The organism is Sphingomonas radiodurans (genome assembly GCF_020866845.1).
Lineage (GTDB): Bacteria > Pseudomonadota > Alphaproteobacteria > Sphingomonadales > Sphingomonadaceae > Sphingomonas > Sphingomonas radiodurans.
On the sequence record NZ_CP086594.1, the window covers coordinates 2,464,784 to 2,491,161 of the forward strand.

A 26,378-nucleotide genomic window follows, 5' to 3' on the forward strand; every position below is an offset into this window, starting at 1 on the left:
AATCGGGGGATTGCGGCGGCAAAACACCATTGAGCGACTCTCAGATTCCGAGATCGGCGGGGTCAAAGCCGCTCAAAAACCGCACGACGTTGTCGCCGAGCGCGTCGACGGCATAGCCGCCCTCCATCACGATCGTCGTCGGCAGTCCAAACCCGGCGATGTCGCGCGCCAGCACGGCGTAATCCTGCGTGCGCAACGCGAAGTGGCTGATCGGATCGCCCTCCCACGTATCGGCGCCGAAGCTGACGACGAGGAACGTCGCGCCGAACCGCGTGATGGCATCGAGCGCAGTGGCTTGCGCGGCGCGGAAGGCGGCGAGCTGGGTGCCGTGGGGCAGGGGCAGGTTGATTGTCGCGCCTTCGCCCTCGCCCTCGCCGATCTCGTCGGCGTGGCCCCAGTAGAAGGGATAGTCGGTCGCGGGATCGGCATGGACGCTGGCGTAGAAGACGTCGCCGCGGTGCCAGAAGATATCCTGCGTGCCGTTGCCATGGTGATAATCGATGTCGAGGATCGCGACGCGCGCATGACCGGCGTCGCGCGCGGCCTGCGCTGCGATCGCGGCGACGTTGAGGTGGCAATAGCCGCCGCAATAATCCGCGCCGGCATGGTGGCCGGGCGGGCGGCAGAGCGCGAACGCCGCGCGCTCGCCGGCCAGCACGGCATGCGTGGCGGCGAGCGCGGATTGCGCGCTGCCATAGGCGCTGGCCCAGGTCTGCGCGGTGATCGGCGTGGTCGCGTCGAAGCTGTAGCGGCCCATCTGCGCATCGATCCGATCGAGCCGGAGCGGGCGCCGGCCGACCACCGGAAAGGCGTAGGGGATCGCGTCGCCGGATCTTCCTGCGGCGGCCCAGGCGGCGGGCGCTTGCCTCAGGAAGCGCACGTACTCCGCATCGTGCACCGCGAGGATCGGCGCGTCGCCGTGATCCGCGGGCTCTTCCGCGCCGCCAATCGCGGCGAGGATCGCCGCGGCGCGCGCGGGTGTCTCGGCATAATTGGTGAAGCCGCCATTGTGCAGCTCGTGCGCCGGGGCGTGGGCGAGCTGCGCGGGGGAGAAGAAGCGCTTCATCGGGCGGGCTCCACGGTCAGGCTGCCGGCGGGCAGGGGGCGGCAGAGATCGCCCGAAGGGATGTGCGGATCGAGCCACGCCGCCCATGACTCGCGCCCGAGCACGACGACCTGGCGCGAGTGATAGGGCGCGATATCCTCGCCGGGCTCGCACGTCAGCATCGTGAACGCCTCGCCCACGCCGGCATCGGCGCGCCAGAGTCCGGCGATGCAGAACCAGTCATGCCCGACGAGGCGGAAGGCCCATTTGTCCTTGCGCTTCGCTTTGGGATCGGCGGGCTTGGTGAATTCGTAGAATGCATCGACCGGGATCAGGCAGCGGCCCTTCTTGAGATCACGCCCGTCGGAGCGATAATTGTACACCGGCTTGCCGGCAGGGCCGGGCCAGCTCCAGCGCCGCGTGACGCATTCGGCCTCGGTGACGCCGCCATCGACGCCGCGGATGATGATCGTCGGATCGGTGATCTTGAAGCCGTCGAGCGGCGCCATGTTGGGCACGCCTTCGGGGAAGACGAGCGGGATGCGGGTTTCGCCCCAGTCGTTGCGCAATTCACCGATGGCGATGCGGCGGGCGGCTTCGTTGCACATTGGCGTGGGTTAGCGGGTTGGGCGCGCGGGCGCTATTTTTGTTCGTGTGTGCGGTTGCCGGCGTTCGTTGCCCCGGACTCTATCCTCTGCCGACAGACCCGTTTCCTCAACATGGACGCTCGATCGGTAATGCCCTCCCGGCTAGGTGGCACGATGCCCCAGCCGCCAGACGAGAAGCCGGATAAACGGCTCCGGGTCGTCCAGGCGGAAGGCGATCCGGTCGAATGGACCTCGCTTCTTCAACAGTGAGCGACGATGCAGCGGACGATCGAGGCGCAGCAGAACATTGGGCCAAGCCAGCAGCGCCGCATTGAGGGTCGCAGGATCGCGGATTTCTTCACCGCTGAATTCGCTGTCGACGGCAACGATCGCATCGAGCGGAACGAGCTGGTCCATCAGGAACCCTGCCCGCACGTGGACGCCCTCGGCGGTCAGAAGCACAGGCCTGAACCGGAACGACTTAATGAGGCCGACCAGGTACACGAACCCCACGTCGCTCAGGATGAACATGACGATCGCGGCGGTGCGGCTCCAATGCCCGACCAGCAGATGGTATACCGCAATCTCGATCGCCGACAGGATCAGCAGCGCCGCACACATTGGCGTCAGGTGCTTGTGGTAGGAAAAGGCGCGGGCGTTCGCCGGCACATCGGCCGGTCCGCCCCAGCGGAACAGCGCCATGTGGATCACCGTCATCTCCATCACGGCTAACCGGACCAGCGTGGGCGGAAAGATTTCGGAGGCGGCAGACATCCACCGTTCCTTCCGATCGGCACCCTGCCGGCTCAGCACCCGGCTTGCTCGGACCGCGGCCCAGGCGACATGACCCAGAATGATGGCCACCATCGTCGTGGCCAGAACCGGCGTGTCCAACAGCACGCTCCGGATCGCCGAAGGCGAGCCCAGCCAGACCGTAAGGCTCGCGCCGGCCAGCGCACCCAGAACGGCGCGCCGTTCCGGCTTCCCCGATGTTTGGGCAATCAGCGCCAGCATCAGCGTGTCCGAGACGAGCCACAGGAACAGGAGCAGCGCCGTCAACGGATAGGCGGCTGCCAACGGCGTTCGCACTGCCAACCCGGCCAACGCAACGATCATGAAGGGCGCTATCTTCGCGATCACCTTCCAGCGATCGTCACCGGTGCTGGTCTGGGTTGTCATTCAAACCCCCTGGTCGCCTGGCGAGCGACCGGAGGCCTCGCAGCGTCAGTCCAGACTATATCGCGGTATCGTTGCGATCGCCACCGTTGCCACCGTCTCGGAGCCTCGGGGTAAACGGGTTAGGATAATGTCGGCGGTGTTCCCCTTTCTTGGGCGTACAGGCGCCGCTCTGACGCAGGAGCTCCGTGCTCAGCTTGGCTGCTCAATCAGCCAACGCGCTACGATGCGCATGAAGTCGACATACGGAATGTTTTCCGGATCGAAGTCGAGCGCGTCGGCGAGTGCCGGGAGGTCGGTCAGAAAGGCCTTGTAGATCCTCTCCACGCGATCAGCGCTGGGCAACTCTCGGCGCGACACGTTGGCGAGCCAGTCACGCACCTCACGCAGCGCCAAGATCGGATCGCCCCTATGCTCGTGGATGTCGATGCCGGCCAAATCGGATATGAACATCCGATATCGGAACTGTTCGATGTCGAGCACAAGCATGCGCTTCAGCTTCTGGTGCTTGCCGCCATAACGCTTGGCTCCGAGGAAGAGCCCCAATTCCAGTGGCATGTTGAAGCGAGGAAGCTGGTGCTTATCGTCGAGCTCGGTTCGCGAGAGATCGTGGATACCGTAGCGGCATTCCTCGATTATCCGCTCGATCTTGTCGATCCGAGTATGTCCTGCGTCGTCGAGTTCCTGCGCCGAACGCGGTCGGAAGCCGCAGATCAGGATCGCAACGATGATCGCGCGGAAAGAGGGGGCATATTCGGGGTCAAACGGACAGTTTATGAAGACGTCGTCAGTCGACGTCGTCGCCGAAGTCATCCTACTTCTTTTTGGAAAGCACGCTCTTTACGGCCGCCGTGATCTGGCGATCCGATACCGTTGACTTCTTGGAGACGACCGGCGCCATGACGAAGCGGCCTGTAACAGCGCTCCGCCCGAGAACCGCCGGCTTTTTCTCCGTCTGGTGCGTGCTCGTCGACATGATCTCAATGTGCCCCCGACGCGGCGTTCCTGCAAGCCATGGCGTCAACTTCCTCTAACCAACATCTTCTTCCGTCCGTAACGTCAACGCTGATCTCACTTCATGCCCTGGCTTGATCCGAGCAGCGTTTCGTACAGCGCCTTTGAACCAGTCGCGCAGCTCGGCGAACCCGCCGCTCTTGCCGATTTCGTACTCCTAGCGACGCCATCAGCACTAGAACTCGATCATATCAGCAAGTTCTCACACAGCCTCCATCGCTCTCAGGCTTCTGCGGCGAATACATTCGATCCGTGCGGGGACGACAGCAACGCGTCGCTGCAGACGTGCGTTACGATGGCGGACGAAGCCTTCGCGCTGTCAGCTACAGCAGTTTGGCTGAAGATCCGCGACGGTCGGGCGCGCTACGCAAGACGTTTCTTCGCCGCGAGCAGATCCCTGATCTGCCTCGATAGCTTGCGCACGCCCGAGGGTGGACGAGCGCTGGCGCCGCATCGCCCATCGCTGGAGGCGACGCGTCGCCGGATTGGCGAACATTGTTTTCGATGCACCCTTGAGCCGTGACGGGCCGGCAATCGTCGGGCGAGCGCTGAGGGCAGTGATCGCGCGCACCGTCCTGGCGTCGGCGGTGTCCGGCGCCAGGAGCGGGTAAGCATCACGGAGCGCCGGGCCGATGTGGCTCGGATCGACAGTGCCGCGGCGCCTCAAGCGAACGCAATAGCCGGCGAACTCGTGATGCAGCGCCAGCGCGAGATGCGCACGACGGGCAGCACTAGTTCGGGCCGCCAATGCCGCCCTGCGTTCGGCGCATGCCCGGTGCGCGTGATAATCTCGCGCGGCGATATAGCGTGGTCTTGACTGCATCCGTCATCGACCTTGCATTGAACGTCGAAGCGACGCTGTGCATGGAAGATGACGGGTTCATTCGTTTTGCAAGCGAAACGTTTTCTACTGGCAACGATCTCGAGATGTCGCCGGCTCGTGACCTAATCCAGCGCCAGCGCCTCGCCGATCAGGCGGCGGGTGTTTGCGACGCCGTAGAGCTTGATGAAGCTGCCCATGCGCGGGCCCTGGCTCGATCCGAGCAGCGTTTCGTAGAGCGCCTTGAACCAGTCGCGCAGCTCGGCGAACCCGCCGCTCTTGCCGATCTCGTACACCGCATTCTGGATGTCCTCGGCGGACGCGTCCTCGCCCAGCGCGGCGAGATCCGCGTCTAGCCGCTCGAGTGCCGCTGCCTCGATCCCCGCGGGGGCGCGGCGCTTCAGCGTTGGGGCGATGAAGTCGCGGTGGTAGGCGAGCGCGTAGCCGATCATGCGGTCGAGCTCGGGGTGCGCCTGCGCGCTGGCGTCGGGCAGGTAGTTGCCGAGATAGCCCCACACCTGTTCGGGCGCGGCGCCTTCGCCCATCACGCCGACGAGGTTGAGCAGCAGCCCGAAGGTGACGGGCAGCGTTTCCGCCGGCACGTCGCCGCCGTGGATGTGGTGGACCGGGTTGCCGAGCCGCTCCTTCCAGCTCTGCGCCGGATAATTGGCGCGGAACTGCCAGTAATCGTCGACCGCGCGCGGGATGAGGCCGAGGTGGAGCGACTTGGCCTTCTTGGGCTCGCGATAGATGTAGAAGGACAGGCTCTCGTCGGGGCCGTAGGTGAGCCATTCGTCGATCGACAGGCCATTGCCCTTCGACTTGGAGATCTTCTCGCCCTTCGCGTCGAGGAACAGCTCGTAGATCAGCCCTTCGGGCTTCCGCCCGCCGAGGACTTGCGCGATCTTGCCGCCGAGGACGCCCGAGTCGATCAGATCCTTGCCGTACATCTCGTAATCGACGCCGAGCGCGGCCCAGCGCATGCCCCAATCGGGCTTCCACTGCAGCTTGGCCTGGCCGCGCAGGATCGACTGTTCGACCGTCGCGCCGTCGGTATCCGTGAAGCGGATCAGCCCGGCGTCGGCATCGACGACGGTGACGGGCACCTGGAGCACCGCGCCGGTGGTGGGGCTGACGGGGAGGACGGGGGAATAGGTCGCCTGGCGCTCGGCGCGCAGCGTGGGCAGCATCACCGCCATGATCGCATCGTAATTGCGCAGGACGTTGCGGAGTTGGTCGTCGAAGCGGCCCGAGGTGTAATAGTCCGTCGACGAGACGAATTCGTAGTCGAAGCCGAAGCGATCGAGGAAGTCGCGCAGCATCGCATTGTTGTGCGCGGCGAAACTTTCGAACTTGCCGAACGGATCGGGGATGCGCGACAGCGGCTTGCCGAGGTGCTGGCTAAGCATTTCCTTGTTGGGGACGTTGTCGGGCACCTTGCGCAGCCCGTCCATGTCGTCGCTGAAGGCGACGAGGCGGGTCGGGCGGCCGGTCATCTCCTCATAGGCGCGGCGGACCATCGTGGTGCGCAGCACTTCCTGGAAGGTGCCGATATGCGGCAGGCCTGAGGGGCCGTAGCCGGTCTCGAACAGCATCGGTGCATCACCTGGCTTGCCATCGGGCCAGCGCTTCAGGAGCTTGCGCGCCTCCTCATAGGGCCAGGCCTTGGAGTCGAGGGCGGCGGTGCGCCGGTCAGTGTCGAAAGAGTCTTCGGTCATGGTGCGGTGCGACGTAGCGATGACAGACCGGCGTGGCTATATGCACGATATGTCGATCTGGACCGGCCTACTCCTGTTGCTTCTCACCGTCGCGCTGATGGAGGGTTTCGCTTACGTCATGCACCGCTGGGTGATGCACGGGCCGGGGTGGTTCCTGCATGAAAGCCACCATCGGCCGCGGACAGGTCGGTTTGAGCTGAACGATCTGTACGGCGTGATCTTCGCGATCCCGTCGATCGTGCTGATCGCCGGCGGGGTGCAGTTCGACTGGTGGCCGGGTTTTGCGTGGATCGGCGGCGGGATTGCGGCCTATGGCGCGATCTATTTCGGTTTCCACGACGTGATCGTCCACGAGCGGGTGCGCACGCGTTACCTGCCGCGATCGAGCTACATGCGGCGGATCGTTCAGGCGCACCGGCTGCACCATGTCGTCGGCACGAAGCACGGGACGGTGAGCTTCGGCTTCCTGATCGCGCCAAAGCCCGAGGATCTGAAGGCTGAGCTCAAGCGCCGCGGGCGTGAGGGCGTGCGGGCGCCGCGGGCGGCGCGGGCAGGGCAGGCGCTCGAGACGTTTGCGGAAAAGTAACCCTTTGGGTCGATAAGGCGGGGATGGACCCCGCTACTTCCCTTCCGATCCCAGGCGAGAGCGACGAGAGCCGCCGCGCATTGCGCAAGGCCGTGAAAATGCGCGCTCACTTGCGTGACCGCGGCACGACGCGCTTCGAGATCGAAGTGGTCGACCTGTCGGTCACCGGCTTCCGCGCGCAGACGAGCTTCACCCTGTGGCCGGGCACGACCGTGTGGCTGACGCTGCCGGGTCTTGCGGGCTTGGAGGCGGTGGTCGCGTGGCGCGACAAGTTCCGCTACGGCTGCGCCTTCACGAAGCCGCTGCATCCGGCGGTGTTCGATCACATCGTGGCGCTGGGTAACGGATAAGGACTGGCGCTGGCGCCGCGGCGCTACCGCCTCAATCGAACAGCGACGACACGCTCGATTCGTCCGCGATTCGGCGGATCGCTTCGGCCAGCAGCGGCGCGATCGTCAGGTGGCGGATGCGCTTGGCGGCGCCGATCGCTTCCTTGTTGCCGATCGAATCGGTGATCACCAGTTCGCGCATCACCGATCCCTCGACCCGCGCCACCGCGCCGCCCGAGAGCACGCCGTGCGTGACATAGGCGACGACATCCTCGGCGCCGGCTTCCTTGAGCGCGGCGGCGGCGTTGCAGAGCGTGCCCGCGGAATCGACGATATCGTCGATCAGGATGCAGAAGCGCCCTTCGACATCGCCGATGATGTTCATGACTTCGGACTCACCCGCGCGCTCGCGGCGCTTGTCGACGATCGCGAGCGGAGCATTGTCGAGTCGCTTGGCGAGCGCGCGCGCGCGCACCACCCCGCCGACATCCGGCGAGACGACCATCAGGTTCTTGCCGCCAAAGCGCGCGTGGATATCCGCCGACATCACCGGCGCGCCGAACAGATTGTCGGTCGGGATATCGAAGAAGCCCTGGATCTGCCCGGCGTGGAGATCGACCGAGAGCACGCGGTCGGCGCCGGCGGTGGTGATGAGATTGGCGACGAGCTTGGCCGAGATCGGCGTGCGCGGGCCGGGTTTGCGATCCTGCCGGGCATAGCCGAAATACGGCAGCACGGCGGTGATCCGCTTGGCCGACGCGCGCTTCAGCGCATCGATGCAGATCAGCAATTCCATGAGGTTGTCGTTGACCGGATAGCTGGTCGATTGGACGATGAAGACGTCCTCGCCGCGGACGTTTTCCATGATCTCGACGAAGATCTCCTCGTCGGCAAAGCGCCGCACCAGCGCCTGCGTCAGCGGGATCTCGAGATAGGAGGCGATATCGCGTGCCAGCGGCAGGTTCGAATTGCCGGTCATCAATTTCATGCGTCGCGCCCTCGTTCGTCGCTGCCCCATTAGCGGCGCGGTCCCGTGTTGCAATCGTGCGACTGGCCTTCTGATCGCGCGGTTTGCGGAACACGGCCGTCCGGCCTAACCGCCGGAGCCATGATCACCACCCGTTTCGCGCCGTCGCCTACCGGGCGGCTACATGTCGGCAATATCCGTACCGCGCTCCACAATTGGATGTTCGCGCGGGCGAATGGTGGGCGGTTCCTGCTGCGGATCGACGATACTGATGCGGAGCGGAGCGAGGAGCGGTTCGTCGAGGCGATTCGGGCCGATCTTGGCTGGCTGGGGCTCGCGCCGGATGGCGAGGTGCGGCAGTCCGAACGGTTTGCGCTGTACGAGGCGCGGTTCGGCGAGTTGGTGGCGGCGGGGCGGATCTATCCGGCCTATGAGACGAGCCAAGAGCTGGATCTCAAGCGCAAGATCCAGCTCGGGCGCGGATTGCCCCCGGTATATGATCGTGCGGCGCTGGCGCTGAGCGACGCGGATCGCGCGACGCTGGACGCCGACGGCGTGCGGCCGCACTGGCGCTTTCGGCTGGATCACGATGCGGCGGTTGAGTGGGACGATCTGGTGCGCGGGCATCAGAAGTTCGAGCCGGCGACGATGAGCGATCCCGTCGTGCGGCGCGCGGACGGATCGTGGCTCTACATGCTGCCGTCGGCGATCGACGATATCGACCTTGGCATCAGCCATGTCGTGCGCGGCGAGGATCATGTCGCCAATACCGCGCTGCAGATCCAGATGTTCGATGCGATGGGCGGCGCGCGGCCGACGTTCGCGCATGCGGCCTTGCTGACCGGGGCGGAGGGGAAATTGTCGAAGCGGCTGGGGAGCCTGGGGGTCGATCAGCTGCGCGAGCAGGGGATCGAAGCGCAGGCGATCCGCGCGCTGCTGGCGCGGCTCGGGACGAGCGATCCGGTCGAGCCGCTGGCGGACATGGAGCCGCTGATCGCTTCGTTCGACTTCGCGCGGTTCGGGCGGGCGCCGGCGCGGTTCGACGAGGTGGAGCTGGCGCAGGCAAACGCGCGACTCGTCCATCAACTTGAGTTCGACGCGGTTGCGGCGCGCTTGCCGGCGGGGATGGCGCGGGCGGGCTGGGAGGCGGTGCGGCCGAACCTATCGACGATCGCCGAGGCGGCGGACTGGTGGGGCGTGGTCGAGGGGCCGATCGACGCGGTGCCGGCGGGCGAGGATGCCGACTATCTTGCCGCGGCGGCGGTGGCGGCCGAGGCGATCGAATGGGACGGCGACCCGTGGCACGCGCTGACGGCGCGGCTGAAGGATACGACGGGACGCAAGGGCAAGGCACTGTTCCTGCCGCTGCGCCGCGCGCTGACCGGGCGCGATCATGGGCCGGATATGGCGGCGCTGCTGCCCCTGATCGGGCGCGAGCGAGCGATCGAGCGGCTGAAACAGGCGTGATCGCGGCGGCGGGAATGCCGCTTGCTACGGCAAAGTAATGATGTAACATCACTGTACGGGCGACAAGACCCGAGAAGGAGCATTTCGAGGAGAGGAATCATGTACGCTGATCGTCATGCCCGGCCGGAGGGCATCAAGCCCGGCAGCCTGACCATCGCCATCGGCATCAACGCTGCGCTGATCGGCGCGCTGATGTTCGTCAGCCCGGTGTTCGAGGTGGTGGAGAAGGACGGGCCGCTACAGATTATCAGCATTCCTGCTGATCCCCCGCCCAAGCCGATCCAGCCGCCCGAGACGAAGCCCGAGGCCAACAAGCCTTCGCCGTCTCGCCAGGATCCAATCATCGCTGTCGACCCGATCGTCTCGACGACTAGCGATGGGTTCGTGTTGCCGCAGCCGCCACTGCCTCCGCTGCCACCCCTGCCGCCGGGTGAGGCTGTACGGGTCGATCCGCCGGTGGCGCCGCCCGTGCTGATAGAGGCGCGGATCGATCCGCGTTACATCCGCGACTTGCAGCCGGCCTATCCGCCCGGCGAACGTCGTGCCGAGCGCGAGGGCAAGGCGAGCGTGCGGGTGACGATCGGGATCGACGGTCGTGTCACCGCCGTGGAGTGCGTCAGCGCGACGAGCGACGACTTCTGCCGCGCCACGCGCCAGCAGGCGCTGGCGAAGTGGCGTTTTCGCCCGGCGACACGCGATGGTGCTCCGGTGGAGGCGAGCCAGGTGATGACGGTGCGGTTCGTGCTGGAGTCGTAGGCATCTGCCCTGTCACGGCATCCGTATTCTTCGGCCGATGAGCTTGCGGGACGGTGGATGCCGGGACAAGCCCGGCATGACGGAGTAAGGGGTGGCGGGGCTTCGGGACTGGCCCAACGGCGCCCCACTCCCTATATTATCCTCATGCAATTCCTCGCCCGCATGAGCCCGCTCCGCGCGGTGCGTGACTTGCGCTTTTTCCTGCAGCAGCGGGAACGGCACGAGCTGGTCTTCTTCTTCCTGGCAATATTGGCGACGACGGCGCTGCTGACCGGCTTCTGGAAGAACTCGGGCGTCGAGAAGGAATATCGGCCGCAGATTATTTACGTGCAGCAGTGGCGGCTGGATCGGACCGACGCTGAGATCAAGGCGCAGCAGGCGATTGACGCGCCGATCAAGCAGGCGCGGATCGATGCGGAGAAGAAGCGCCAGGACGAGTTGCGGGCACAGTTCAAGCGGCTCGACGACAAGCTCGAATCGTGGGGCATCTGACCAGCAGCGCGGCCACGGCCGGTGACGCGCGGTGGATGGGGGCGGCGCTTTCGTTAGCGGCGCGCGGGCGGGGGCGGACGAGCCCCAATCCTTCGGTGGGCTGCGTGATCGTTCGCGATGGTGTGGTGGTCGCCCGCGGCTGGACCCAGCCCGGCGGTCGGCCGCACGCCGAGGCGGTGGCACTGGCCGAGGCGGGTGATGCGGCGCGCGGCGCTACCGCTTATGTGACGCTGGAGCCGTGCGCGCATGTCTCGTCTCGCGGGCCGGCCTGCGCGGATCTTCTTATCGCCGCTGGCGTCGCGCGCGTTGTCTCTGCCGCGGGGGATCCCGATCCGCGTACCGACGGCAAGGGGCTCGCGCGACTCGCTGAGGCTGGGCTTGCGACCGCCAGTGGCGTGCGGGCGGATGACGCTTGCGCGGCGATGGCCGGGTTTCTGACGCGACTCGCGCATGGCCGTCCGCGTGTGACGCTGAAGCTCGCGACGTCGCTCGACGGCTGTATCGCGCGTGCGGATGGCGAGAGCCGCTGGATCACCGGTGCGGTAGCGCGCGCGCATGTGCATCTCGAACGCAGCCGGCATGAGGCGATCCTCGTCGGCCGTGGGACGTGGGAGGCGGACCGGCCGGTGCTCGACGTGCGGCTGCCGGGGCTCGAGTCGCGATCGCCGGTGCGCGTGGTGCTGTCGCGCGGGCCGGGTGCGGGCGATGCGATCTGGATCGACTCGCCCAGCGCGATCGCGCGGCTTCCGGGCGACCATCTGTTCGTCGAGGGCGGGGCGGGGGTGGCGTCGGCCTTCCTCGCGGCGGATCTCGTTGATCGGCTGTTACTTTATCGCGCACCGATCCTGATCGGCGGCGGGCGGCCAGCGCTCGGCGACATCGGGCTAGGTTCGCTTTCGGAGGCGCACCGGCGCTGGACACTCACTGACGCGCGGATGCTTGGCAGCGACCGGCTCGAGGTCTACGAGCGGCGGCGATGTTCACCGGGATCATAACCGACGTCGGAGAGGTTACGCGCGTCGAGACGCGTGGGGACACGCGCGTCGTCGTCGCCACCGCTTACGACACCGCCGAAATCGATCTGGGCGCCTCAGTCGCCTGTTCGGGCGTGTGCCTCACCGTCGTCGACAAGGGGCCGCAGTGGCTGGCGTTCGACGTGTCGGGCGAGACGATCCATCGCACCGGGCAGGGGCAATGGACGCAAGGGCGGCGGCTCAACCTGGAACGCGCGATGAAGCTGGGCGACGAGCTTGGCGGGCATATCGTGACGGGCCATGTCGATGGCGTGGCGGAGGTGATCGAGATCCGCTCCGACGGCGATTCGAAGCGCGTTTCCTTCCGCGTTTCGAGCGATCTGGCGCCGTTTCTTGCCACCAAGGGGTCGGTCACCGTCGACGGCGTGTCGCTGACCGTCAACGACGTGACCGATGCCGACGATGGAGCCACGCATTTCGCGGTCAACATCATCCCGCATACCCAGGCAGTGACCACGCTCGCCGATCTCGCGCAGGGAAGCGCAGTCAATATCGAGATCGACGTGCTCGCCCGCTACCTCCAACGCATGGAGCATTATCGTGCCAAAGCCCGCTGAACTCGCGCGACTGCGCCACGCCTTCCTCTCGTCGCCTGAGGAGATCATCGACGAGGCGAAGAATGGCCGGATGTTCATCCTGGTCGATGACGAGGATCGCGAGAACGAGGGCGATCTGGTGATCCCGGCGCAGATGGCGACGCCGGAGAAGATCAATTTCATGGCGCGCCACGGCCGTGGACTGATCTGCCTTGCGATGACCAAGTCGCGGATCGACGCGCTCGGGCTGGACCTGATGAGCCGGCACAACGGCACGCGGCACGAGACGGCGTTCACCGTCTCGATCGAGGCGCGCGACGGGGTGACGACGGGCATTTCGGCTGCTGACCGGGCGCGCACGATCGCGGTGGCGATCGACTCGTCCAAGAGCCGCGATGAGATTGTGACGCCGGGGCATGTGTTCCCGCTGGTCGCGCGCGACGGCGGCGTGCTGGTGCGTGCCGGGCATACCGAGGCGGCGGTGGACGTGTCGCGGCTTGCCGGGCTCAATCCTTCGGGCGTGATCTGCGAGATCATGAACGAGGACGGGACGATGTCTCGCATGGACGACCTCGTTGCCTTCGCGCAGCTCCACAATTTGAAGATCGGCACGATCCGCGACCTGATCGCGTTCCGCCGCCGCTACGATCACCTCGTCGAGAAGAAGGCCGAAATGGCGTTCGAATCGAAGTGGGGCGGGCAGTGGAAGGCGATGACCTTCCACAACAAGGCGACCGGTGACGAAACGATCGCGCTGGTGAAGGGCCGGATCGACCCCGACAAGCCGACGCTGGTGCGGATGCACACCGCGAGCTTCTTCGTCGATATGTTCGGCGAGACGTCCGAGCGATCCGGGCTGCTGTCGAAGTCGATGGAGCTGATCGCGGAGGAAGGCGCGGGCGTGATCGTAGTGATCAACCGGCCGATGAAGGGCGTCGTCACGCGCTTCATGCAGCTGCGCGCGGAGGGCAAGGGCGCCGGCGCACCCGAGGTCGAGGAATTGCGCGACTATGGCGTCGGTGCGCAGATCCTGGCGGATCTGGGCGTCGAGGAGATGATCCTGCTGACCAACACGCATCACACGCTGGTCGGGCTCGAAGGCTATGGCCTGTCGATCGTCGGCGAGCGCCCGATCCCGGGGACCGGCGGGGAGTAAGCGGCTCCTCTCCGGAACGGGGAGGGGAATCGCGACGCGAAGCGGCGTGGTGGAGGGGGCTCTCCACGCGTGAATCGCCCAGGATCGAGCCCCCTCCACCATCGCTTGCGCGATGGTCCCCCTCCCCGTGCCGGGGAGGATACTGGAGACAGACATGGCCAATATCCTCATCGTCGAGGCGCGCTTCTACGATCATCTCAACGACATGCTGATCGCCGGCGCACGTGCGGTGATCGAAGCCGCGGGGCATCGCACCGAGGTGCTCACCGTGCCGGGTGCGCTCGAAGTGCCCGGCGCAATCGCGCTGGCGGCGGAAAGCGATCGCTATGATGCGTTCGTCGCGCTCGGCGTGGTGATCCGCGGCGAGACCTATCATTTCGAGATCGTCTCGAACGAAAGCGCGCGCGGGATCATGGCGCTGACGATGGATGGCATTGCGATCGGCAACGGCATCCTGACCACCGAGAACGAGGAGCAGGCGCTCCGCCGTGCCGATCCGGCGCAGCTCGACAAGGGCGGCGGCGCGGCGCAGGCGGCGCTCGCGATGCTCGATCTGAAGGAACGGCTCGGCTGAGGCTCGCCTCGCGTAATCTTTCGTTACGGACCCGATGTCTTGGTCAAGCGTAGTGGGGCGGCTAATCACGTCCCGCAAATTTGAGCCGAGCATTTCATGATCGTCACTGCTTCTCCACGCCTGCGCTCGATCCTCCTCGACGTCTGGCGTCCACTGGCCGGCCTGTTCGTGTGGGACTGTATCGTCACCGCGACGTATTTGTATTCGCCGTTCGTCGCGCCATCGCTGCCGCTAACGCTGTTCGGTTCGGCACTCGCGCTGTTCCTCGGGTTTCGCGACAATTCCGCTTATGAGCGCTGGTGGGAAGGGCGCGGGCTGTGGGGGCTGATGATCAACGCCTCGCGCAGCCTGTCGCGCGCTGCGCGCAACATGCTGCCCGAGGACCCGGCGCGTGATCTAAAGCGCACCATCGTATTGCGGCAGATCGCTTATGTGAACGCGCTGCGCTGCCAGCTGCGCCGTCTGCCGGCCGATGCCGAAGTGTTGCGCTTCCTGTCGCGTGGCGAAGCGGAGCCGGCGCTGGCACGAACCAATATCGCCAACGGCATTCTCGACGGCACGTCGCGGCGGATCGACGATGCGCGGCGCGCCGGGCTGATCGACACCATTCAGCAAGCGCATTTCGAGGGGCTGCTGGTCGATATCGCCAATGCGCAGGGCGGGATGGAGCGGATCAAGAACACCCCGCTGCCCAACCAGTACCGCTTCTTTCCGACGTTCTTCACGCGGCTATTTTGCATCCTGCTGCCGATCGGATTGGTCGAGACGTTGGGGATCGCGACGCCGGTGGGGTCGACGATCGCGGGGCTGATGTTCCTGGCGATCCTGCAGATCGGCGACGACCTGGTCGATCCATTCGCCAATACGGTCCACGACGTGCCGCTGAACGCGATGTGCCGCACGATCGAGATCGACCTGCTCGAGGCGATCGGAGATCAGGCCCCTGGGCCGGTACAGCCGGTGAAAGGGATCTTGTGGTAGGGATGGCGTAATCTTCCCGGCTTACTTATACTCGTGTAAGTAAGCCGCAAGGGGACCCACACCGTGCCATATGCTCATACGCTTGAAGGCAACCCACATTGGCTGCCGCTCAACCCGCGATCGTCGCTGAAGGCGATCCCGGGCGAGCGCGGATGGCCGATTGTCGGCAATACGTTCGAGGTGCTGAAGGACCCGCTGGCCTTCACCAAGAAGATGGTGGCGAAGCACGGCACCGTCTATCGCAACAACAGCTTCGGTGGCGATTCGGTAGTGCTGCTCGGGCCTGATGCCAACGAGCTGGTGCTGTTCGACAAGGACAAGAATTTCTCGTCCGAACAGGGCTGGGGCCCGGTGCTCAACCTCGTCTTCCCGCGCGGCCTGATGCTGATGGATTTCGAGAAGCATCGCGCCGATCGCAAGGCGCTGTCGGTGGCATTCAAGCCCGAGCCGATGAAGCATTATGCCGACGAGCTGAACGCGGGCGTCGCGGCGCAGGTCGGCGATTGGGCGAACAAGCCGATCAACTTCTACAGTGCGATCAAGGCGCTGACGCTGGATCTCGCCGCGACGAGCTTCCTGGGCGTGCCGCTCGGCGACGAGGCGGCGAAGATCAACCAGGCGTTCGTCGACGAGGTGCAGGCGTCGGTCTCGCCGATCCGCACGCCGCTGCCGGGCACGTCGATGCGCAAGGGCGTGAAGGCGCGCGAATATCTGGTCGAGTTCTTCACGCGCGAGATCCCGGCGCGGCGCAACGGCACGGGCCAGGATTTCTTCTCGCAATTCTGCCGCACGACCGACGAGAATGGCGTGCCGCTGCCCGCCGATGCGATCGTCGATCACATGAACTTCCTGATGATGGCGGCGCACGACACGATCACCTCGTCGGCGACGAGCCTCGTCATGCTGCTTGGCCGCAATGTCGAGTGGCAGGAGAAACTGCGCGCCGAAGTGGCGGAGTTGGGGAGCAACGACGGGTCGGTGCCGTATGGCCAGCTCGACCGGCTGGTGCTGACCGAATATGCGTTCAAGGAATCGCTGCGGCTGATGCCGCCGGTGCCGTCGATTCCGCGCCGCGCATTACGCGATTTCAGCTTCGGCGGGTATGACATTCCGGCGGGCACATTCGTCGGCGTCAACACCGCATACACGCACCACATGCCCGAGCATTGGCCCGATCCCAAGCGGTTCGACCCGATGCGCTTCTCGCCCGAAGCGTCGAAGGGGCGGCATCGCTTCGCCTGGGTGCCGTTCGGCGGCGGCGCGCATATGTGCATCGGGCTGCACTTCGCGACGATGCAGATCCGCATCCTGATGGCGCAGTTGCTGAGCCGGTATCGTATCGAGCTGGCGCCGGGCGCGGGGGAGGATTGGCAGATCTTCCCAATCCCGAAGCCGAAGGATGGGCTGCCGGTGACGTTCGTGCCGGTGTGAAGTGTCTGTCGTCATCCCGGACTTGATCCGGGATCGCGCTTCTTCTTCACTCAGGCCAAGGCAGCGGGACCCCGAATCAAGTCCGGGGTGACGACGTGGCGGGGCGTCGATCGGTTTCGGTCGTCATGCCGGGCTCGTCCCGGCATCCACCGTGCAGCACATCCTACGCTGTTGGACTCGCGGATCGGTGGATGCCGGCACGAGGCCGGCATGACGGTGTGTGCGATCAATCCTTGTTGCGGTTCGCGAAGATCACCGCGGCGGCGACGGCGGCTGAGCCGATCCCGACGCCGAGCCCGATCTTGCCCAGATCCCAGCTCTTGCGGGCGCGCCTGGCTTCCTTGGCGGCAAGCGCGCGCTCCTTGGCGGCGACGGCAGCGGCGAGAATCTCATTGGGTTCTTCGGACACTCTTACTCTCCTTTTCCTCGCTGATACCGCGCCCGAAACGTATCGGCGAATGGTTTGAGCCTTGCGCCCGCTATTGCGGTGCGCAGATCGGCCATCAGCGCTTCATAGAACCAGATGTTATGCTCGGTCATCAGCATCGCGCCAAGGATTTCGCCGGACCGCACGAGATGGTGGAGATAGGCGCGGCTCCAAGTCGCGCAGGTCGGGCAGCCGCAGTCGGCGTCGAGCGGCGCCTGATCCTCGTTGAATCGCGCGTTGCGGATGTTGATCGGGCCATCGCGGGTGAACGCTTGGCCGGTGCGGCCCGAGCGGGTGGGGAGCACGCAATCGAACATATCGACGCCGCGCTCGACCGCGCCGACGATATCATCGGGCTTGCCGACGCCCATCAGGTAACGCGGCTTTTCGACGGGCAATTGGCCCGGCGCAAAATCGAGGCAGCCGAACATCGCTTCCTGCCCCTCGCCGACCGCCAGCCCACCGATCGCATAGCCGTCGAACCCGATGTCGATCAGCGCATCGGCGGAGGCGCGGCGAAAGTTCTCGTCGAGCGCGCCCTGCTGGATGCCGAAGATCGCGTTGGCCGCGGCGTGATCGCCGCCGCCGTCGAAAGCGTCGCGGCTACGCTTAGCCCAGCGCATCGAGCGTTCCATCGCGGCGGCCTGCACCTCGCGCGTCGAGGTGGTCGGCACGAGCTCGTCGAACGCCATCACGATGTTCGAGCCGAGCAAGCGCTGGATCTCGATCGACCGTTCGGGGCTGAGCAAATGCCGTGTGCCATCGAGGTGCGACTTGAAGGTGATGCCTTCTTCGGACCGCTTGGTGAGATCGGACAGGCTCATCACCTGATAACCGCCCGAATCGGTCAGGATCGGGCGGTCCCAGCCCATGAAGCCGTGCAGCCCACCGAGCCGCGCGACGCGCTCGGCACCGGGGCGGAGCATCAGGTGATACGTATTGCCGAGAATGATGTCTGCGCCCGCGGCGGCGACGGCGGCGGGCTTCATCGCCTTGACCGTCGCGGCGGTGCCGACCGGCATGAAGGCGGGCGTGCGGATCGTGCCGCGGTGCATCGCTATCGTGCCGGTCCGCGCCGCGCCATCGGTGGCGGCGATCGTGAAGTCGAAGCGTTTGCTCATCGCCGTTTCGGCTTGGCCTTGCCGCCACGGGGGCCGTCGCGCGGGCCATCGTCGCCGAACGCGCGCGCGCGGATCGTCAGCAGCTCGGCGCGGCTGACGACATTGTCCTTGTCACGATCGTAGCGCGTGAAGAATTCGGCGAGCTTTGCCTGTAGCTCGGGCAGCGATATGCGATTGTCGCCGTTGCTGTCGGTTTCGAACGGGCTAGGCAGCGCGTTGCGATCGCCGAGATAGCGTTCCGCCCAGTCGGCGAAGGCGATGTAGCCGAGCGTGCCAACCTTTGCGGTGTCGATCGCGGTGAAGCTGCGCTGCACGCCGGCATCGAGCTCGGCGCGGGTGACGCGTGCATCGCCGTCGGCATCGAAGGTCGCGATCAGTGTCGCAGCGGGCTCGAACGCCATCGTCGCCGGCGGCTGCGCTGGGCCGGGCGGCGGTGCGCCGGGGACGGGCGGTGTCGCGGCCTGGAGCAGGAGGGCGAGGATCAGCATCGGTCAGGCAAGCTCTTCGACAAGAGGCGCATCCCGCCTTCGCCGCCCGAAAGGTCGCGGGTCAGCGGCCTAGATCCGGCCGGAAGATTGGGAGGTGCTGGATGCCCGACAAGGACTCGAACCTTGATTGACGGAGTCAGAGTCCGCTCTCTTACCATTAGAGGATCGGGCAACAGCAGGGCGCGCCTCTAAATCGACGGGCGGCGCAGGTCAAGCATCGCTTGCAGGTGATCGTGGCGCACGCTAGCTTGAGGGCCAAGCACCGATCGGGCCAAGTGCCTGCGACGGTAGAACATAAAAGAGAGTAAACGGCACGTGGCGCAGCATTCCGCCGACCTGCCGTACCGGCGCGACGATACTCGCGCCCGTCCGGCCTCCGAGGCCCCGCCTGGGGCGCGCACCCGTACGGGCTTCGCCCGACATTATGCGGCGCTGGATCTGGGCACCAACAATTGCCGGCTGCTGATCGCACGGCCGCAGGGCGATGGCTTTGCGGTGGTCGATGCATTTTCGCGGATCGTGCGGCTGGGCGAGGGGCTGGCGACGAGCGGGCGGCTTTCCGACGCGGCGATCGAGCGCACGATCGGCGCGCTGCGGATCTGTTCCGACAAGCTGAAGCGCCGCAACGTGACGCTGGCGCGATCGGTGGCGACCGAGGCGTGCCGGCGCGCGAGCAACGGCGCCGACTTCATCGCGCGCGCCTATGACGAGACGGGCATCCACCTCGACGTGATCACCGCCGAGGAGGAGGCGCGGCTGGCGGTGCTGGGCTGCCACGTGCTGCTCGAGCCGGGCAATGCGCCGGCGCTGGTGTTCGACATCGGCGGCGGATCGACCGAACTGGTGCTGATCGATACCTCGGCGACGGTGCCAACGGTGATCGACTGGCATTCGGCGCCGTGGGGCGTCGTGTCGTTGACGGAAAGTACCGCGGGCGGGGACGGGCCGGCGGGGCTCGCCGCGGTGTACGAGCGGATGCGCGGGCTGGTGCGCGAGAGCTTTTCGCCGTTCGCGGCGCGGTTGCCGCGGTTCGAGGGGCCGCGGCGGCTGCTCGGCACGTCGGGGACGGTGACGACGCTGGCGAGCGTTCACCTGGGGCTCGATCGCTACGACCGCGCGCAGGTCGACGGCTTGATTGCACCATCCGATTCGATGCGCGCGATCAGCCAGCGGCTTGCGCATCTGTCGATCGCCGAACGTGCGCTGCTGCCGTGCATCGGGCGCGAGCGCGCCGATCTGGTGGTGGCGGGATGCGCGATCCTCGAAACGATCCTCGATCTATGGCCGGCCGAGCGGCTGGGGGTGGCCGATCGGGGGATCCGCGAAGGCATCCTGCGCCGCCTGATGGCGACGGCACGATGAGGGGCGGGGGCGGGCTTCGCACCCGCGTGAAGACGGCGCGCGGGCGAACGGCGCAATCGACGCGCTGGCTCGAACGCCAGCTCAACGATCCGTATGTGAAGCGTGCCAAGGCTGAGGGCTATCGCAGCCGCGCGGCGTACAAGCTGATCGAGCTCGACGAGCGGTTCGCGTTCCTGAGGGGCGCCAAGCGGATCGTCGATCTCGGCATGGCGCCGGGCGGCTGGAGCCAGGTGGTGCGGCGGCACGTGCCCGGCAGCACGGTGGTCGGGATCGATCTGCTGCCGGTCGATCCGCTCGATGGCGTGACGATCCTGATGATGGATTTTATGGCCGACGCGGCACCCGACCGGCTGATCGAAGAACTCGGCGGCGCGCCCGACATCGTGCTGTCGGACATGGCGGCAAACACCGTCGGCCATCCGCAGACTGATGCGCTGCGCACCATGGCGCTGGTCGAGGCGGCGAGCGACTTCGCGATCCAGGTGCTGAAGCCGGGCGGGACGTTCGTGGCGAAAGTCTTTGCCGGCGGCGCGGATTCGACGCTGGTGGGGCTGCTGAAGAAGAATTTCACGACGGTGAAGCACGCTAAGCCGCCCGCCAGCCGCAAGGGATCGGTGGAATGGTTCGTCGTGGCGCAGGGATTCAAGGGGCGGGACTAGGCGCGTGTCACGTGGATCGCACGATCGCGGCGTTCCTAACATGGGCCTGTTGCAATCGCGGTGGGAACTTAGTTCTCAATCAGTTAGAACCGTAAGAGGCGGCGAAGGGGGTTTGCGGCTTGAGCGATACAGAAGGAGCGGCGGTGTTCGCTGGAGATTCCCCGCGTCAGGTGTGGGCCCCTGATCATCTTCGGCTCGCGATCGATGCTGCGCGCGTATCATTATGGTCGTGGCGACTGGCCGACGACAAGTTCGCGATGGATGAACGCGCCTTCAAGCTGTGGGGCGTGCCGTGGTCCGATACGGTGAGCTTCGACCAGCTATCCGCGCACATCCACCCTGCGGACCGCGATCGCGTGCAGGCGGCATTCGCCGCTACGCGAGCGGTTCCCGGGCCGTACGAGATCGACTTTCGGATCATGCTGGGGGAGGACATCCGCTGGATCTCGGCGCGCGGGCAATCCGCCGAGCCAGACGATGACGACAAGGTCATGTTCGGCATCTTCCTCGACGTGACCGACCGGAAGCAGGCCGAGGAAGGCAGCGAATTGCTCGCTGGCGAGATGAGCCACCGTGTGAAAAACCTGCTGGCGATTGCTTCGGGCCTGACGCAGATCACGTCGCGGTCGGCCGGGTCCGTCGAAGAGATGACGGCGCAACTGACGCAGCGGCTGATGTCGCTCGGCCGCGCGCACGATCTGGTCCGCCCGCTGCCGGGCGAGCAGGGGAAGGCCGCGCTGCTCGGCGATCTGATGTCGGTGCTGCTGTCGCCTTACGATGAGACGGGGGCTTTTTCCGGACGGATCCGCGTTGCGGTGCCGCGGATGGGGGTCGGTGAGGCGACTGCGACGACGCTGGCGATGGTCGTCCACGAGTTGGCGACAAATTCGGTCAAACACGGCGCGCTTTCCGAGCCCGCGGGGACGCTGGACGTCTCCGGGCGTACCGAGAACGATGAAGTGCGCATCACCTGGGCCGAGACTGGGGGGCCTGAGGTCCATAGCGAGCCCGAGATGGCGGGCTTTGGCAGCAAGATGATCCAGCGGAGCGTTTCGGCGCAGCTGGCGGGTTCGTTGACGTACGACTGGCAGGCGACGGGGCTGGTCGCGACGCTGGTCATGCGGAAGGATCGGATGGCGCGGTAGGACGGTGAAGCCAAAGAGCCGCAGCGGTGACGCTGCGGCTCTTTGTTTCAGGACTGCGCCGCGGCGAAGCCGCGTCGTCGGTCGGGTTCGGCGTTGCCGACCCGCCGGCCGGGGTTTCGGCTGTAACTGCGATTAGCTTTTGCTAATCGCAGGCCTCAACCTTCGTAATCAGCACCCAGGTTCTGGTTGCGCGGCGGGGCGGCGGCGGTGAGACGCAGCGCTTCGGCCGAGGCCGACAGCGAGCCGACCGCATCGGCCTCTTCCTCGTCGTCGATCTGGACGCGCTGAAGGCTCTGGATCACCGCTTCCTTGAGCTCCTTCGGCTTCACCGTCTGCTCGGCGATCTCGCGCAGCGCGACGACCGGGTTCTTGTCACGATCGCGATCGATCGTCAGTTCGGCACCACCCGATACCTGACGCGCGCGCTGCGCGGCGAACAGGACCAGATCGAACCGGTTAGGGATCTTGTCGACGCAATCCTCGACGGTGACGCGCGCCATGGACGCTTCCTTCGCAAAAAATACCGCTGGTAGAAGAGGCGCGAGCTAGGCGGCGGCGGCGGCAAAGTCAAGGAAAGCGCGTGCTTGCCGCTGGCGCCGGCACGGGGCATCACCTGCCCGCGATGGAAAGCGCGCGCCCCTTCACCGTCGCCGGCAACCGGCTGACGCTGCTGGCCGAGGGGCCCGAGCGGCTCACGGCGCTGATCGAGCTGATCGAGTCCGCCCGGCGCTCGCTACGGATGCTCTACTACATCTATGCCGACGATCGTTCCGGCGAGCAGGTGAATGCGGCGCTGATCGCGGCGGCACAGCGCGGCGTGACGGTCGCGCTGATCGTCGACGGGTTCGGCAGCGACGAGGCGTCGGACGAGAATTTCTTCGATCCGCTGGTGGCGGCGGGCATTTCGGTGTGCCGGTTCGTGCCCCGGGTCGGGCGGCGCTACCTGTTGCGCAATCACCAGAAGCTCGCGCTCGCTGATGGCGAGGAGGCGGAGAGCCGGATCATCGTCGGCGGCTTCAACATCGAGGACGATTATTTCGGCACCGATGCCGAGCAGGCGTGGCGCGATCTCGGCCTGCTGATCGAAGGGCCGGCGGCGTCGCGTATGGCGGGGTATTTCGACGCGCTACACAAATGGGTGCGGACGCCCAAGGGCAAGCTGCGCAAGCTCAACGCCGCGCTGGCGCGATGGAGCGAGCACGAGGGGGCGGTGCGCTGGCTGATCGGCGGGCCGACGCGCAAACTCTCACCCTGGGCGCGCGCGGTGCGCGACGACATGGCCAAGGCGGATCGGATCGACATCATCGCGGCGTATTTCACGCCGAGCCCGACGATGCTGCGCCGGCTCGATCGCGCGGGGCGGGGCGGGCGCGCGGTGCGGATCGTGACGGCGCGCAAATCCGACAACAATGCGACGATCGCGGCGGCGCGCTTCACCTATCGCGGGCTGCTGAAGAAGGGCGCGCGCATCTTCGAGTATCTGCCGACGAAGCTGCACATGAAATTGTATGCGACGGGCGACGCCGTGCATATCGGCAGCGCGAACTTCGACATGCGCAGTCTGTTCATCAATCTCGAGTTGATGGTGCGGATCGAGGATGCCGCGTTCGCCGATCACGTACACCGCTTCATCGATGGCGAGATCGCGCGATCGGAGGAGATCACCTACGAGGGATATCTCGCCGCTACCGGGCTGTGGCAGCGGACCAAGCAGTTCGCCGCCTATCTGCTGATGGGCGTGGCCGATCCGTTCCTGTCGCGCAGCCTGAACTTCGGGATCGAGGAATGAGCGAGCGGCACGATTTCACCGCGCGGGTGGCGTGGTCGGGCAATCGGGGCGAGGGCACGAGGAGCTATCGCGGCTATGATCGCACATGGTCGATCGCGACGCCGGGCAAGCCGCTAGTCGCCTGCTCGAACGATCCGCGGCTCGGCGGCGATCCGGCGTTGCACAATCCCGAGGATCTGCTGATCGCGTCGCTCTCGGCATGTCACATGCTGTGGTATCTGCATCTGGCGAGCGTCGCCGGGATCGTGGTGAGCGACTATCGCGACGATCCGCTGGGGCATGGCGAAAGCACGCCGGATGGCGCGGGGCGGTTCGTCGCGGCGACGCTGCGGCCGACGATCAGTGTGCAGCGCGGTGCCGATCTGGCGGCCGCCGACGCGATCCATGGCGAGATCGACAAGGTGTGCTTCATCGCGCGGTCGGTGGCGTTTCCGGTGAGGTATGAAGCGTCGTACGTGGAGGTTTGAGTGAAGTCGAAGCCTCGTCTCGAAGGGCCTACCCCAGTGCTTCGAGACGGCATTTCGACAAGCTCAATGCCTCCTCAGCACGAACGGAAAGAAAGGCTGATCCGATCCGCCGCTCAGTCCTTCCAGCACCAGTAGAGCTGCGCCGGGGGCACGTTCCACCATTCCATGTCGTGATCGATCCGCTCGAAGTGCGGCGACAGGAAATCGCGGACCTTGGGGCTGAACTGATAGACCAGGAACGCGCCGCCGGGGCGGATCACGCGCTGCGTGGCGCTCGCGATTGCTGGGCCGACGCCGGGCGGCAGCGTCGAGAAGGGCAGGCCGGAGAGGACGAAATCGGCGCCCTCATGGCCGTGCTCGGCCACGATCGCCTCGACGTCCGCCGCCGAGCCATTGACCGCGACAAAGCGTGAATCGACGATCGTGTGATCGAGATAGCGGATGAAATCGGCGTTTGTGTCGATCGCGATGAGCGTCGCGTCAGGCGCCATCCGCTCAAGAATTGGGCGACAAAAGGTGCCGACGCCGGGGCCGTATTCGACGAAGAGCTTGCACGTTTCCCAATTCACTGGCGCGAGCATCTTGTCGATCAGCTTCGCCGACGACGGGATGACCGAGCCGACCATCACCGGATGTTTCAGGAAACCGGAAAAGAACATCTGCCACGGTTTCGGAATACCGGCGGAACGGGTTCTCGAGCGGCGTACCGCACTGGTCGAACTTGGCATGGAGGAAAAAGCTCTCCCGTGTAGATACGTCAATCATGCCGAACGCGGCATAGGCAAGTCGGTTGCCATAGCGGGGTTGCGTCGCCGCCCCAAGGCCCTAATCGAGCCGCATGGACGACGATCCGGGACAGCCGCGGCTCGACGCCGCCAGCCATCGTGGGCGGCGGCGCGGGCGGAAGTTCGATCGCCGATTCGCGCTGATGTTCATGGTGATGCTGACGATCGCGGCGGGTAACACAGCGCTGCAATCGGTGCTGCCGGCGCTTGGGCGCTCGCTCGGCGTCGCGGACAGCGCGGTTGCGGCGGCGTTCTCGGTTTCCGCGTTGCTATGGGTGATCGCGGCACCGTTCTGGGCCAATCGCTCCGACCGGCACGGGCGCCGGGTGATGATCCTGCTCGGCATGGGCGGGTTCTGCGTCAGCCTGCTGACGTGCGGCATTTTCCTTGCGGCAGGCATCAACGGCTGGATCGGCGGGACGACGGCGTTCCTGCTCTTCATCGGCGGGCGGCTGATCTACGGAACCTTCGGCTCGGCCGCGCCGCCTGCGGTGCAAGCGATGGTGGCTGGCGAGACGACGCGCGAGGAGCGCACGCGCGCGCTGACGCTGCTGGCTAGTGCGTTCGGGCTCGGCACGATCCTTGGGCCGGCGATCGCGCCGTATCTGATCCTGGGGCATCTCGGTTCGATCGAGCTGGGGCTGTCCGGGCCGGCGTTCGTTTTCGCGATCTTCGGTGTGGTGATGTTCGTGACGATCCGCACGATGCTGCCCGATGATCGCGGCATGACCTCCGCCTCGCACGGGGCGGTCAACGCCTATCCCTCGATCGGCGGGCAATCGAGCGGTGCGAGTGTGCGCGCGGCGAACGAGCCGAGGGGCGGCACGAAAGTCAGCTATCGCGATCCGCGCATCCGCGGCTGGATGATCGCGGGGCTCGTGATGGGTCATGCGCAGGCGATGACCGGGCAGGCGATCGGCTTTCTCGTGATTGACCGGCTGAATGTCGCGCCGGCGCTCGCGCTCGAGCCGACCGGCATCGTGCTGATGATGGGCGCCGGATCGGCGTTGCTCGCGCAGTGGGGGATCATTCCGACGCTGAACCTTGCGCCGCGCGCGCTGGTGCTCGTCGGGCTGGTGCTGGCGGCGGTCGGCACGGCGCTGACGGGGTTCGCGACGTCACTGTATGGCATCGCGACCGCTTATGCGTTGGCGAGCCTTGGGTTCGGCTTCACGCGGCCGGGGTTCACGGCGGGATCGAGCCTGGCGGTGGGGCCGGCGGCGCAAGGCTCGATCGCGGGCAAGGTGACTAGCGTGAACGGGGCGAGCTTCGTGCTTGGGCCGTCGATCGGCATCGGGCTGTATGGCCTGAATGATTCGCTGCCGTATCTGGTTGCGGGTGTGGGTTGCGTGCTGCTGTTCGTCTATTGCTGGCTGGCGTTGCGCGAGCCGGACGAGCAGGAAGTCGCCGCGTTCGACGATCCGGTCGTTTAATCCCGCATTGCGAGGCGGCGGCGCAGACCGTAG

At 66.1% G+C, this 26,378-nt stretch carries 29 protein-coding genes and 1 tRNA gene; 18 read left to right on the forward strand and 12 right to left on the reverse strand.

Translation table 11 applies throughout. The features are described from left to right. Positions 1-40 precede the first annotated feature (40 nt). The 4 genes from LLW23_RS11445 to LLW23_RS11460 form a co-directional block, all read right to left on the reverse strand. Positions 41-1,066: a histone deacetylase family protein gene (locus LLW23_RS11445; RefSeq protein ID WP_228945618.1), complete on the reverse strand. Its 1,026-nt coding sequence runs from the start codon at positions 1,064-1,066 to the stop codon at positions 41-43. Then, a complete protein-coding gene (locus tag LLW23_RS11450; protein ID WP_228945620.1) occupies positions 1,063-1,653 on the reverse strand; it encodes an SOS response-associated peptidase family protein in 591 nt (196 codons plus the stop codon). Before LLW23_RS11450 ends, LLW23_RS11445 begins: the two co-directional genes overlap by 4 nt. A gap of 141 nt (positions 1,654-1,794) precedes the next feature. Then, positions 1,795-2,811: a hypothetical protein gene (locus LLW23_RS11455; RefSeq protein WP_228945626.1), complete on the reverse strand. Its 1,017-nt coding sequence runs from the start codon at positions 2,809-2,811 to the stop codon at positions 1,795-1,797. 189 nt (positions 2,812-3,000) lie between these two features. Beyond that, complete coding sequence (locus LLW23_RS11460) at positions 3,001-3,621, reverse strand: nucleotide-binding protein (protein WP_228945628.1); 621 nt, start codon at positions 3,619-3,621, stop codon at positions 3,001-3,003. 265 nt (positions 3,622-3,886) lie between these two features. Between LLW23_RS11460 and LLW23_RS11465 the strand changes: the two genes are divergently transcribed. Continuing rightward, positions 3,887-4,345 carry a hypothetical protein gene (locus LLW23_RS11465; RefSeq protein ID WP_228945630.1) on the forward strand — a complete coding sequence of 153 codons (459 nt, stop codon included), beginning with the start codon at positions 3,887-3,889 and terminating at the stop codon, positions 4,343-4,345. A 422-nt stretch (positions 4,346-4,767) separates the two neighbouring features. On the opposite strand, the gene LLW23_RS11470 is transcribed toward LLW23_RS11465, so the two are convergent. Beyond that, the gene (locus LLW23_RS11470) at positions 4,768-6,360 is read right to left on the reverse strand and encodes a lysine--tRNA ligase (protein WP_228945632.1); all 1,593 of its coding nucleotides are present in this window, start codon (positions 6,358-6,360) and stop codon (positions 4,768-4,770) included. 49 nt (positions 6,361-6,409) lie between these two features. Here LLW23_RS11470 and LLW23_RS11475 point away from each other — a divergent pair, with 49 nt between their 5' ends. Together LLW23_RS11475 and LLW23_RS11480 are read left to right on the forward strand one after the other, a co-directional pair. Beyond that, positions 6,410-6,946 carry a sterol desaturase family protein gene (locus tag LLW23_RS11475; RefSeq protein ID WP_408642042.1) on the forward strand — a complete coding sequence of 179 codons (537 nt, stop codon included), beginning with the start codon at positions 6,410-6,412 and terminating at the stop codon, positions 6,944-6,946. Positions 6,947-7,044: 98 nt separating this feature from the next. Continuing rightward, complete coding sequence (locus tag LLW23_RS11480) at positions 7,045-7,296, forward strand: PilZ domain-containing protein (RefSeq protein ID WP_228945636.1); 252 nt, start codon at positions 7,045-7,047, stop codon at positions 7,294-7,296. A 31-nt stretch (positions 7,297-7,327) separates the two neighbouring features. Here LLW23_RS11480 and LLW23_RS11485 read toward each other — a convergent pair whose 3' ends face one another. Further along, positions 7,328-8,263: a ribose-phosphate pyrophosphokinase gene (locus LLW23_RS11485; protein WP_228945638.1), complete on the reverse strand. Its 936-nt coding sequence runs from the start codon at positions 8,261-8,263 to the stop codon at positions 7,328-7,330. Between the two features lie 120 nt (positions 8,264-8,383). On the opposite strand from LLW23_RS11485, the gene gltX reads away from it, so the two are divergent. The 9 genes from gltX (at position 8,384) to LLW23_RS11530 (ending at position 16,669) form a co-directional block, all read left to right on the forward strand. Further along, complete coding sequence (gene gltX / locus LLW23_RS11490; protein WP_228945640.1) at positions 8,384-9,709, forward strand: glutamate--tRNA ligase; 1,326 nt, start codon at positions 8,384-8,386, stop codon at positions 9,707-9,709. A gap of 99 nt (positions 9,710-9,808) precedes the next feature. After that, on the forward strand, positions 9,809-10,465 hold the full coding sequence (locus LLW23_RS11495) for an energy transducer TonB (protein ID WP_228945642.1): 657 nt from the start codon (positions 9,809-9,811) through the stop codon (positions 10,463-10,465). A 144-nt stretch (positions 10,466-10,609) separates the two neighbouring features. Further along, the gene (locus LLW23_RS11500; protein WP_228945643.1) at positions 10,610-10,957 is read left to right on the forward strand and encodes a hypothetical protein; all 348 of its coding nucleotides are present in this window, start codon (positions 10,610-10,612) and stop codon (positions 10,955-10,957) included. A 35-nt stretch (positions 10,958-10,992) separates the two neighbouring features. After that, complete coding sequence (ribD, locus tag LLW23_RS11505; protein ID WP_228948555.1) at positions 10,993-11,952, forward strand: bifunctional diaminohydroxyphosphoribosylaminopyrimidine deaminase/5-amino-6-(5-phosphoribosylamino)uracil reductase RibD; 960 nt, start codon at positions 10,993-10,995, stop codon at positions 11,950-11,952. Further along, positions 11,934-12,548, forward strand: coding sequence for a riboflavin synthase (locus tag LLW23_RS11510; protein WP_228945645.1), 615 nt, complete (start codon positions 11,934-11,936; stop codon positions 12,546-12,548). The genes ribD and LLW23_RS11510 overlap by 19 nt, the downstream gene beginning before the upstream one ends. Beyond that, entirely contained in the window at positions 12,532-13,683 is a 1,152-nt protein-coding gene (gene ribB / locus LLW23_RS11515; RefSeq protein WP_228945647.1) for a 3,4-dihydroxy-2-butanone-4-phosphate synthase, read from the forward strand. Before LLW23_RS11510 ends, ribB begins: the two co-directional genes overlap by 17 nt. Before the next feature lie 154 nt (positions 13,684-13,837). Beyond that, entirely contained in the window at positions 13,838-14,257 is a 420-nt protein-coding gene (gene ribH, locus LLW23_RS11520) for a 6,7-dimethyl-8-ribityllumazine synthase (RefSeq protein WP_228945649.1), read from the forward strand. 96 nt (positions 14,258-14,353) lie between these two features. Then, the gene (locus tag LLW23_RS11525) at positions 14,354-15,238 is read left to right on the forward strand and encodes a bestrophin family protein (RefSeq protein WP_228945651.1); all 885 of its coding nucleotides are present in this window, start codon (positions 14,354-14,356) and stop codon (positions 15,236-15,238) included. Positions 15,239-15,301: 63 nt separating this feature from the next. Beyond that, complete coding sequence (locus LLW23_RS11530; protein ID WP_228945653.1) at positions 15,302-16,669, forward strand: cytochrome P450; 1,368 nt, start codon at positions 15,302-15,304, stop codon at positions 16,667-16,669. A gap of 226 nt (positions 16,670-16,895) precedes the next feature. Here the strand turns inward: LLW23_RS11530 and LLW23_RS11535 are convergent, their stop codons facing one another. The 4 genes from LLW23_RS11535 to LLW23_RS11550 form a co-directional block, all read right to left on the reverse strand. Continuing rightward, complete coding sequence (locus LLW23_RS11535; RefSeq protein WP_228945655.1) at positions 16,896-17,078, reverse strand: hypothetical protein; 183 nt, start codon at positions 17,076-17,078, stop codon at positions 16,896-16,898. Between the two features lie 2 nt (positions 17,079-17,080). Continuing rightward, complete coding sequence (tgt, locus tag LLW23_RS11540) at positions 17,081-18,217, reverse strand: tRNA guanosine(34) transglycosylase Tgt (protein WP_228945657.1); 1,137 nt, start codon at positions 18,215-18,217, stop codon at positions 17,081-17,083. Beyond that, positions 18,214-18,705, reverse strand: coding sequence for an EF-hand domain-containing protein (locus tag LLW23_RS11545; RefSeq protein ID WP_228945659.1), 492 nt, complete (start codon positions 18,703-18,705; stop codon positions 18,214-18,216). Before LLW23_RS11545 ends, tgt begins: the two co-directional genes overlap by 4 nt. 98 nt (positions 18,706-18,803) lie before the next feature. Next, positions 18,804-18,877: transfer RNA gene (locus LLW23_RS11550), tRNA-Gln, on the reverse strand. A gap of 143 nt (positions 18,878-19,020) precedes the next feature. Here LLW23_RS11550 and LLW23_RS11555 point away from each other — a divergent pair. The 3 genes from LLW23_RS11555 (at position 19,021) to LLW23_RS11565 (ending at position 21,871) form a co-directional block, all read left to right on the forward strand. Next, positions 19,021-20,067 (forward strand): Ppx/GppA phosphatase family protein, encoded by a 1,047-nt coding sequence (locus tag LLW23_RS11555; protein WP_408641953.1) that lies wholly within the window; start codon positions 19,021-19,023, stop codon positions 20,065-20,067. Then, entirely contained in the window at positions 20,064-20,726 is a 663-nt protein-coding gene (locus tag LLW23_RS11560) for an RlmE family RNA methyltransferase (protein WP_228945661.1), read from the forward strand. Before LLW23_RS11555 ends, LLW23_RS11560 begins: the two co-directional genes overlap by 4 nt. Positions 20,727-20,845: 119 nt before the next feature. Beyond that, positions 20,846-21,871, forward strand: a complete 1,026-nt coding sequence (locus LLW23_RS11565) for a sensor histidine kinase (protein ID WP_228945663.1) — start codon at positions 20,846-20,848, stop codon at positions 21,869-21,871. Between the two features lie 155 nt (positions 21,872-22,026). On the opposite strand, the gene rpoZ is transcribed toward LLW23_RS11565, so the two are convergent. Continuing rightward, a complete protein-coding gene (gene rpoZ / locus LLW23_RS11570; RefSeq protein WP_228945664.1) occupies positions 22,027-22,371 on the reverse strand; it encodes a DNA-directed RNA polymerase subunit omega in 345 nt (114 codons plus the stop codon). Positions 22,372-22,493: 122 nt separating this feature from the next. Between rpoZ and LLW23_RS11575 the strand changes: the two genes are divergently transcribed. Further along, positions 22,494-23,660 carry a phospholipase D-like domain-containing protein gene (locus LLW23_RS11575; RefSeq protein WP_228948557.1) on the forward strand — a complete coding sequence of 389 codons (1,167 nt, stop codon included), beginning with the start codon at positions 22,494-22,496 and terminating at the stop codon, positions 23,658-23,660. Further along, entirely contained in the window at positions 23,657-24,127 is a 471-nt protein-coding gene (locus LLW23_RS11580; protein ID WP_228945666.1) for an OsmC family protein, read from the forward strand. Before LLW23_RS11575 ends, LLW23_RS11580 begins: the two co-directional genes overlap by 4 nt. Positions 24,128-24,240: 113 nt before the next feature. Here the strand turns inward: LLW23_RS11580 and LLW23_RS11585 are convergent, their stop codons facing one another. After that, positions 24,241-24,855 (reverse strand): class I SAM-dependent methyltransferase, encoded by a 615-nt coding sequence (locus LLW23_RS11585; RefSeq protein WP_228945668.1) that lies wholly within the window; start codon positions 24,853-24,855, stop codon positions 24,241-24,243. Between the two features lie 200 nt (positions 24,856-25,055). Between LLW23_RS11585 and LLW23_RS11590 the strand changes: the two genes are divergently transcribed. Next, positions 25,056-26,345 carry an MFS transporter gene (locus LLW23_RS11590; protein WP_228948558.1) on the forward strand — a complete coding sequence of 430 codons (1,290 nt, stop codon included), beginning with the start codon at positions 25,056-25,058 and terminating at the stop codon, positions 26,343-26,345. Positions 26,346-26,378 lie beyond the last annotated feature (33 nt).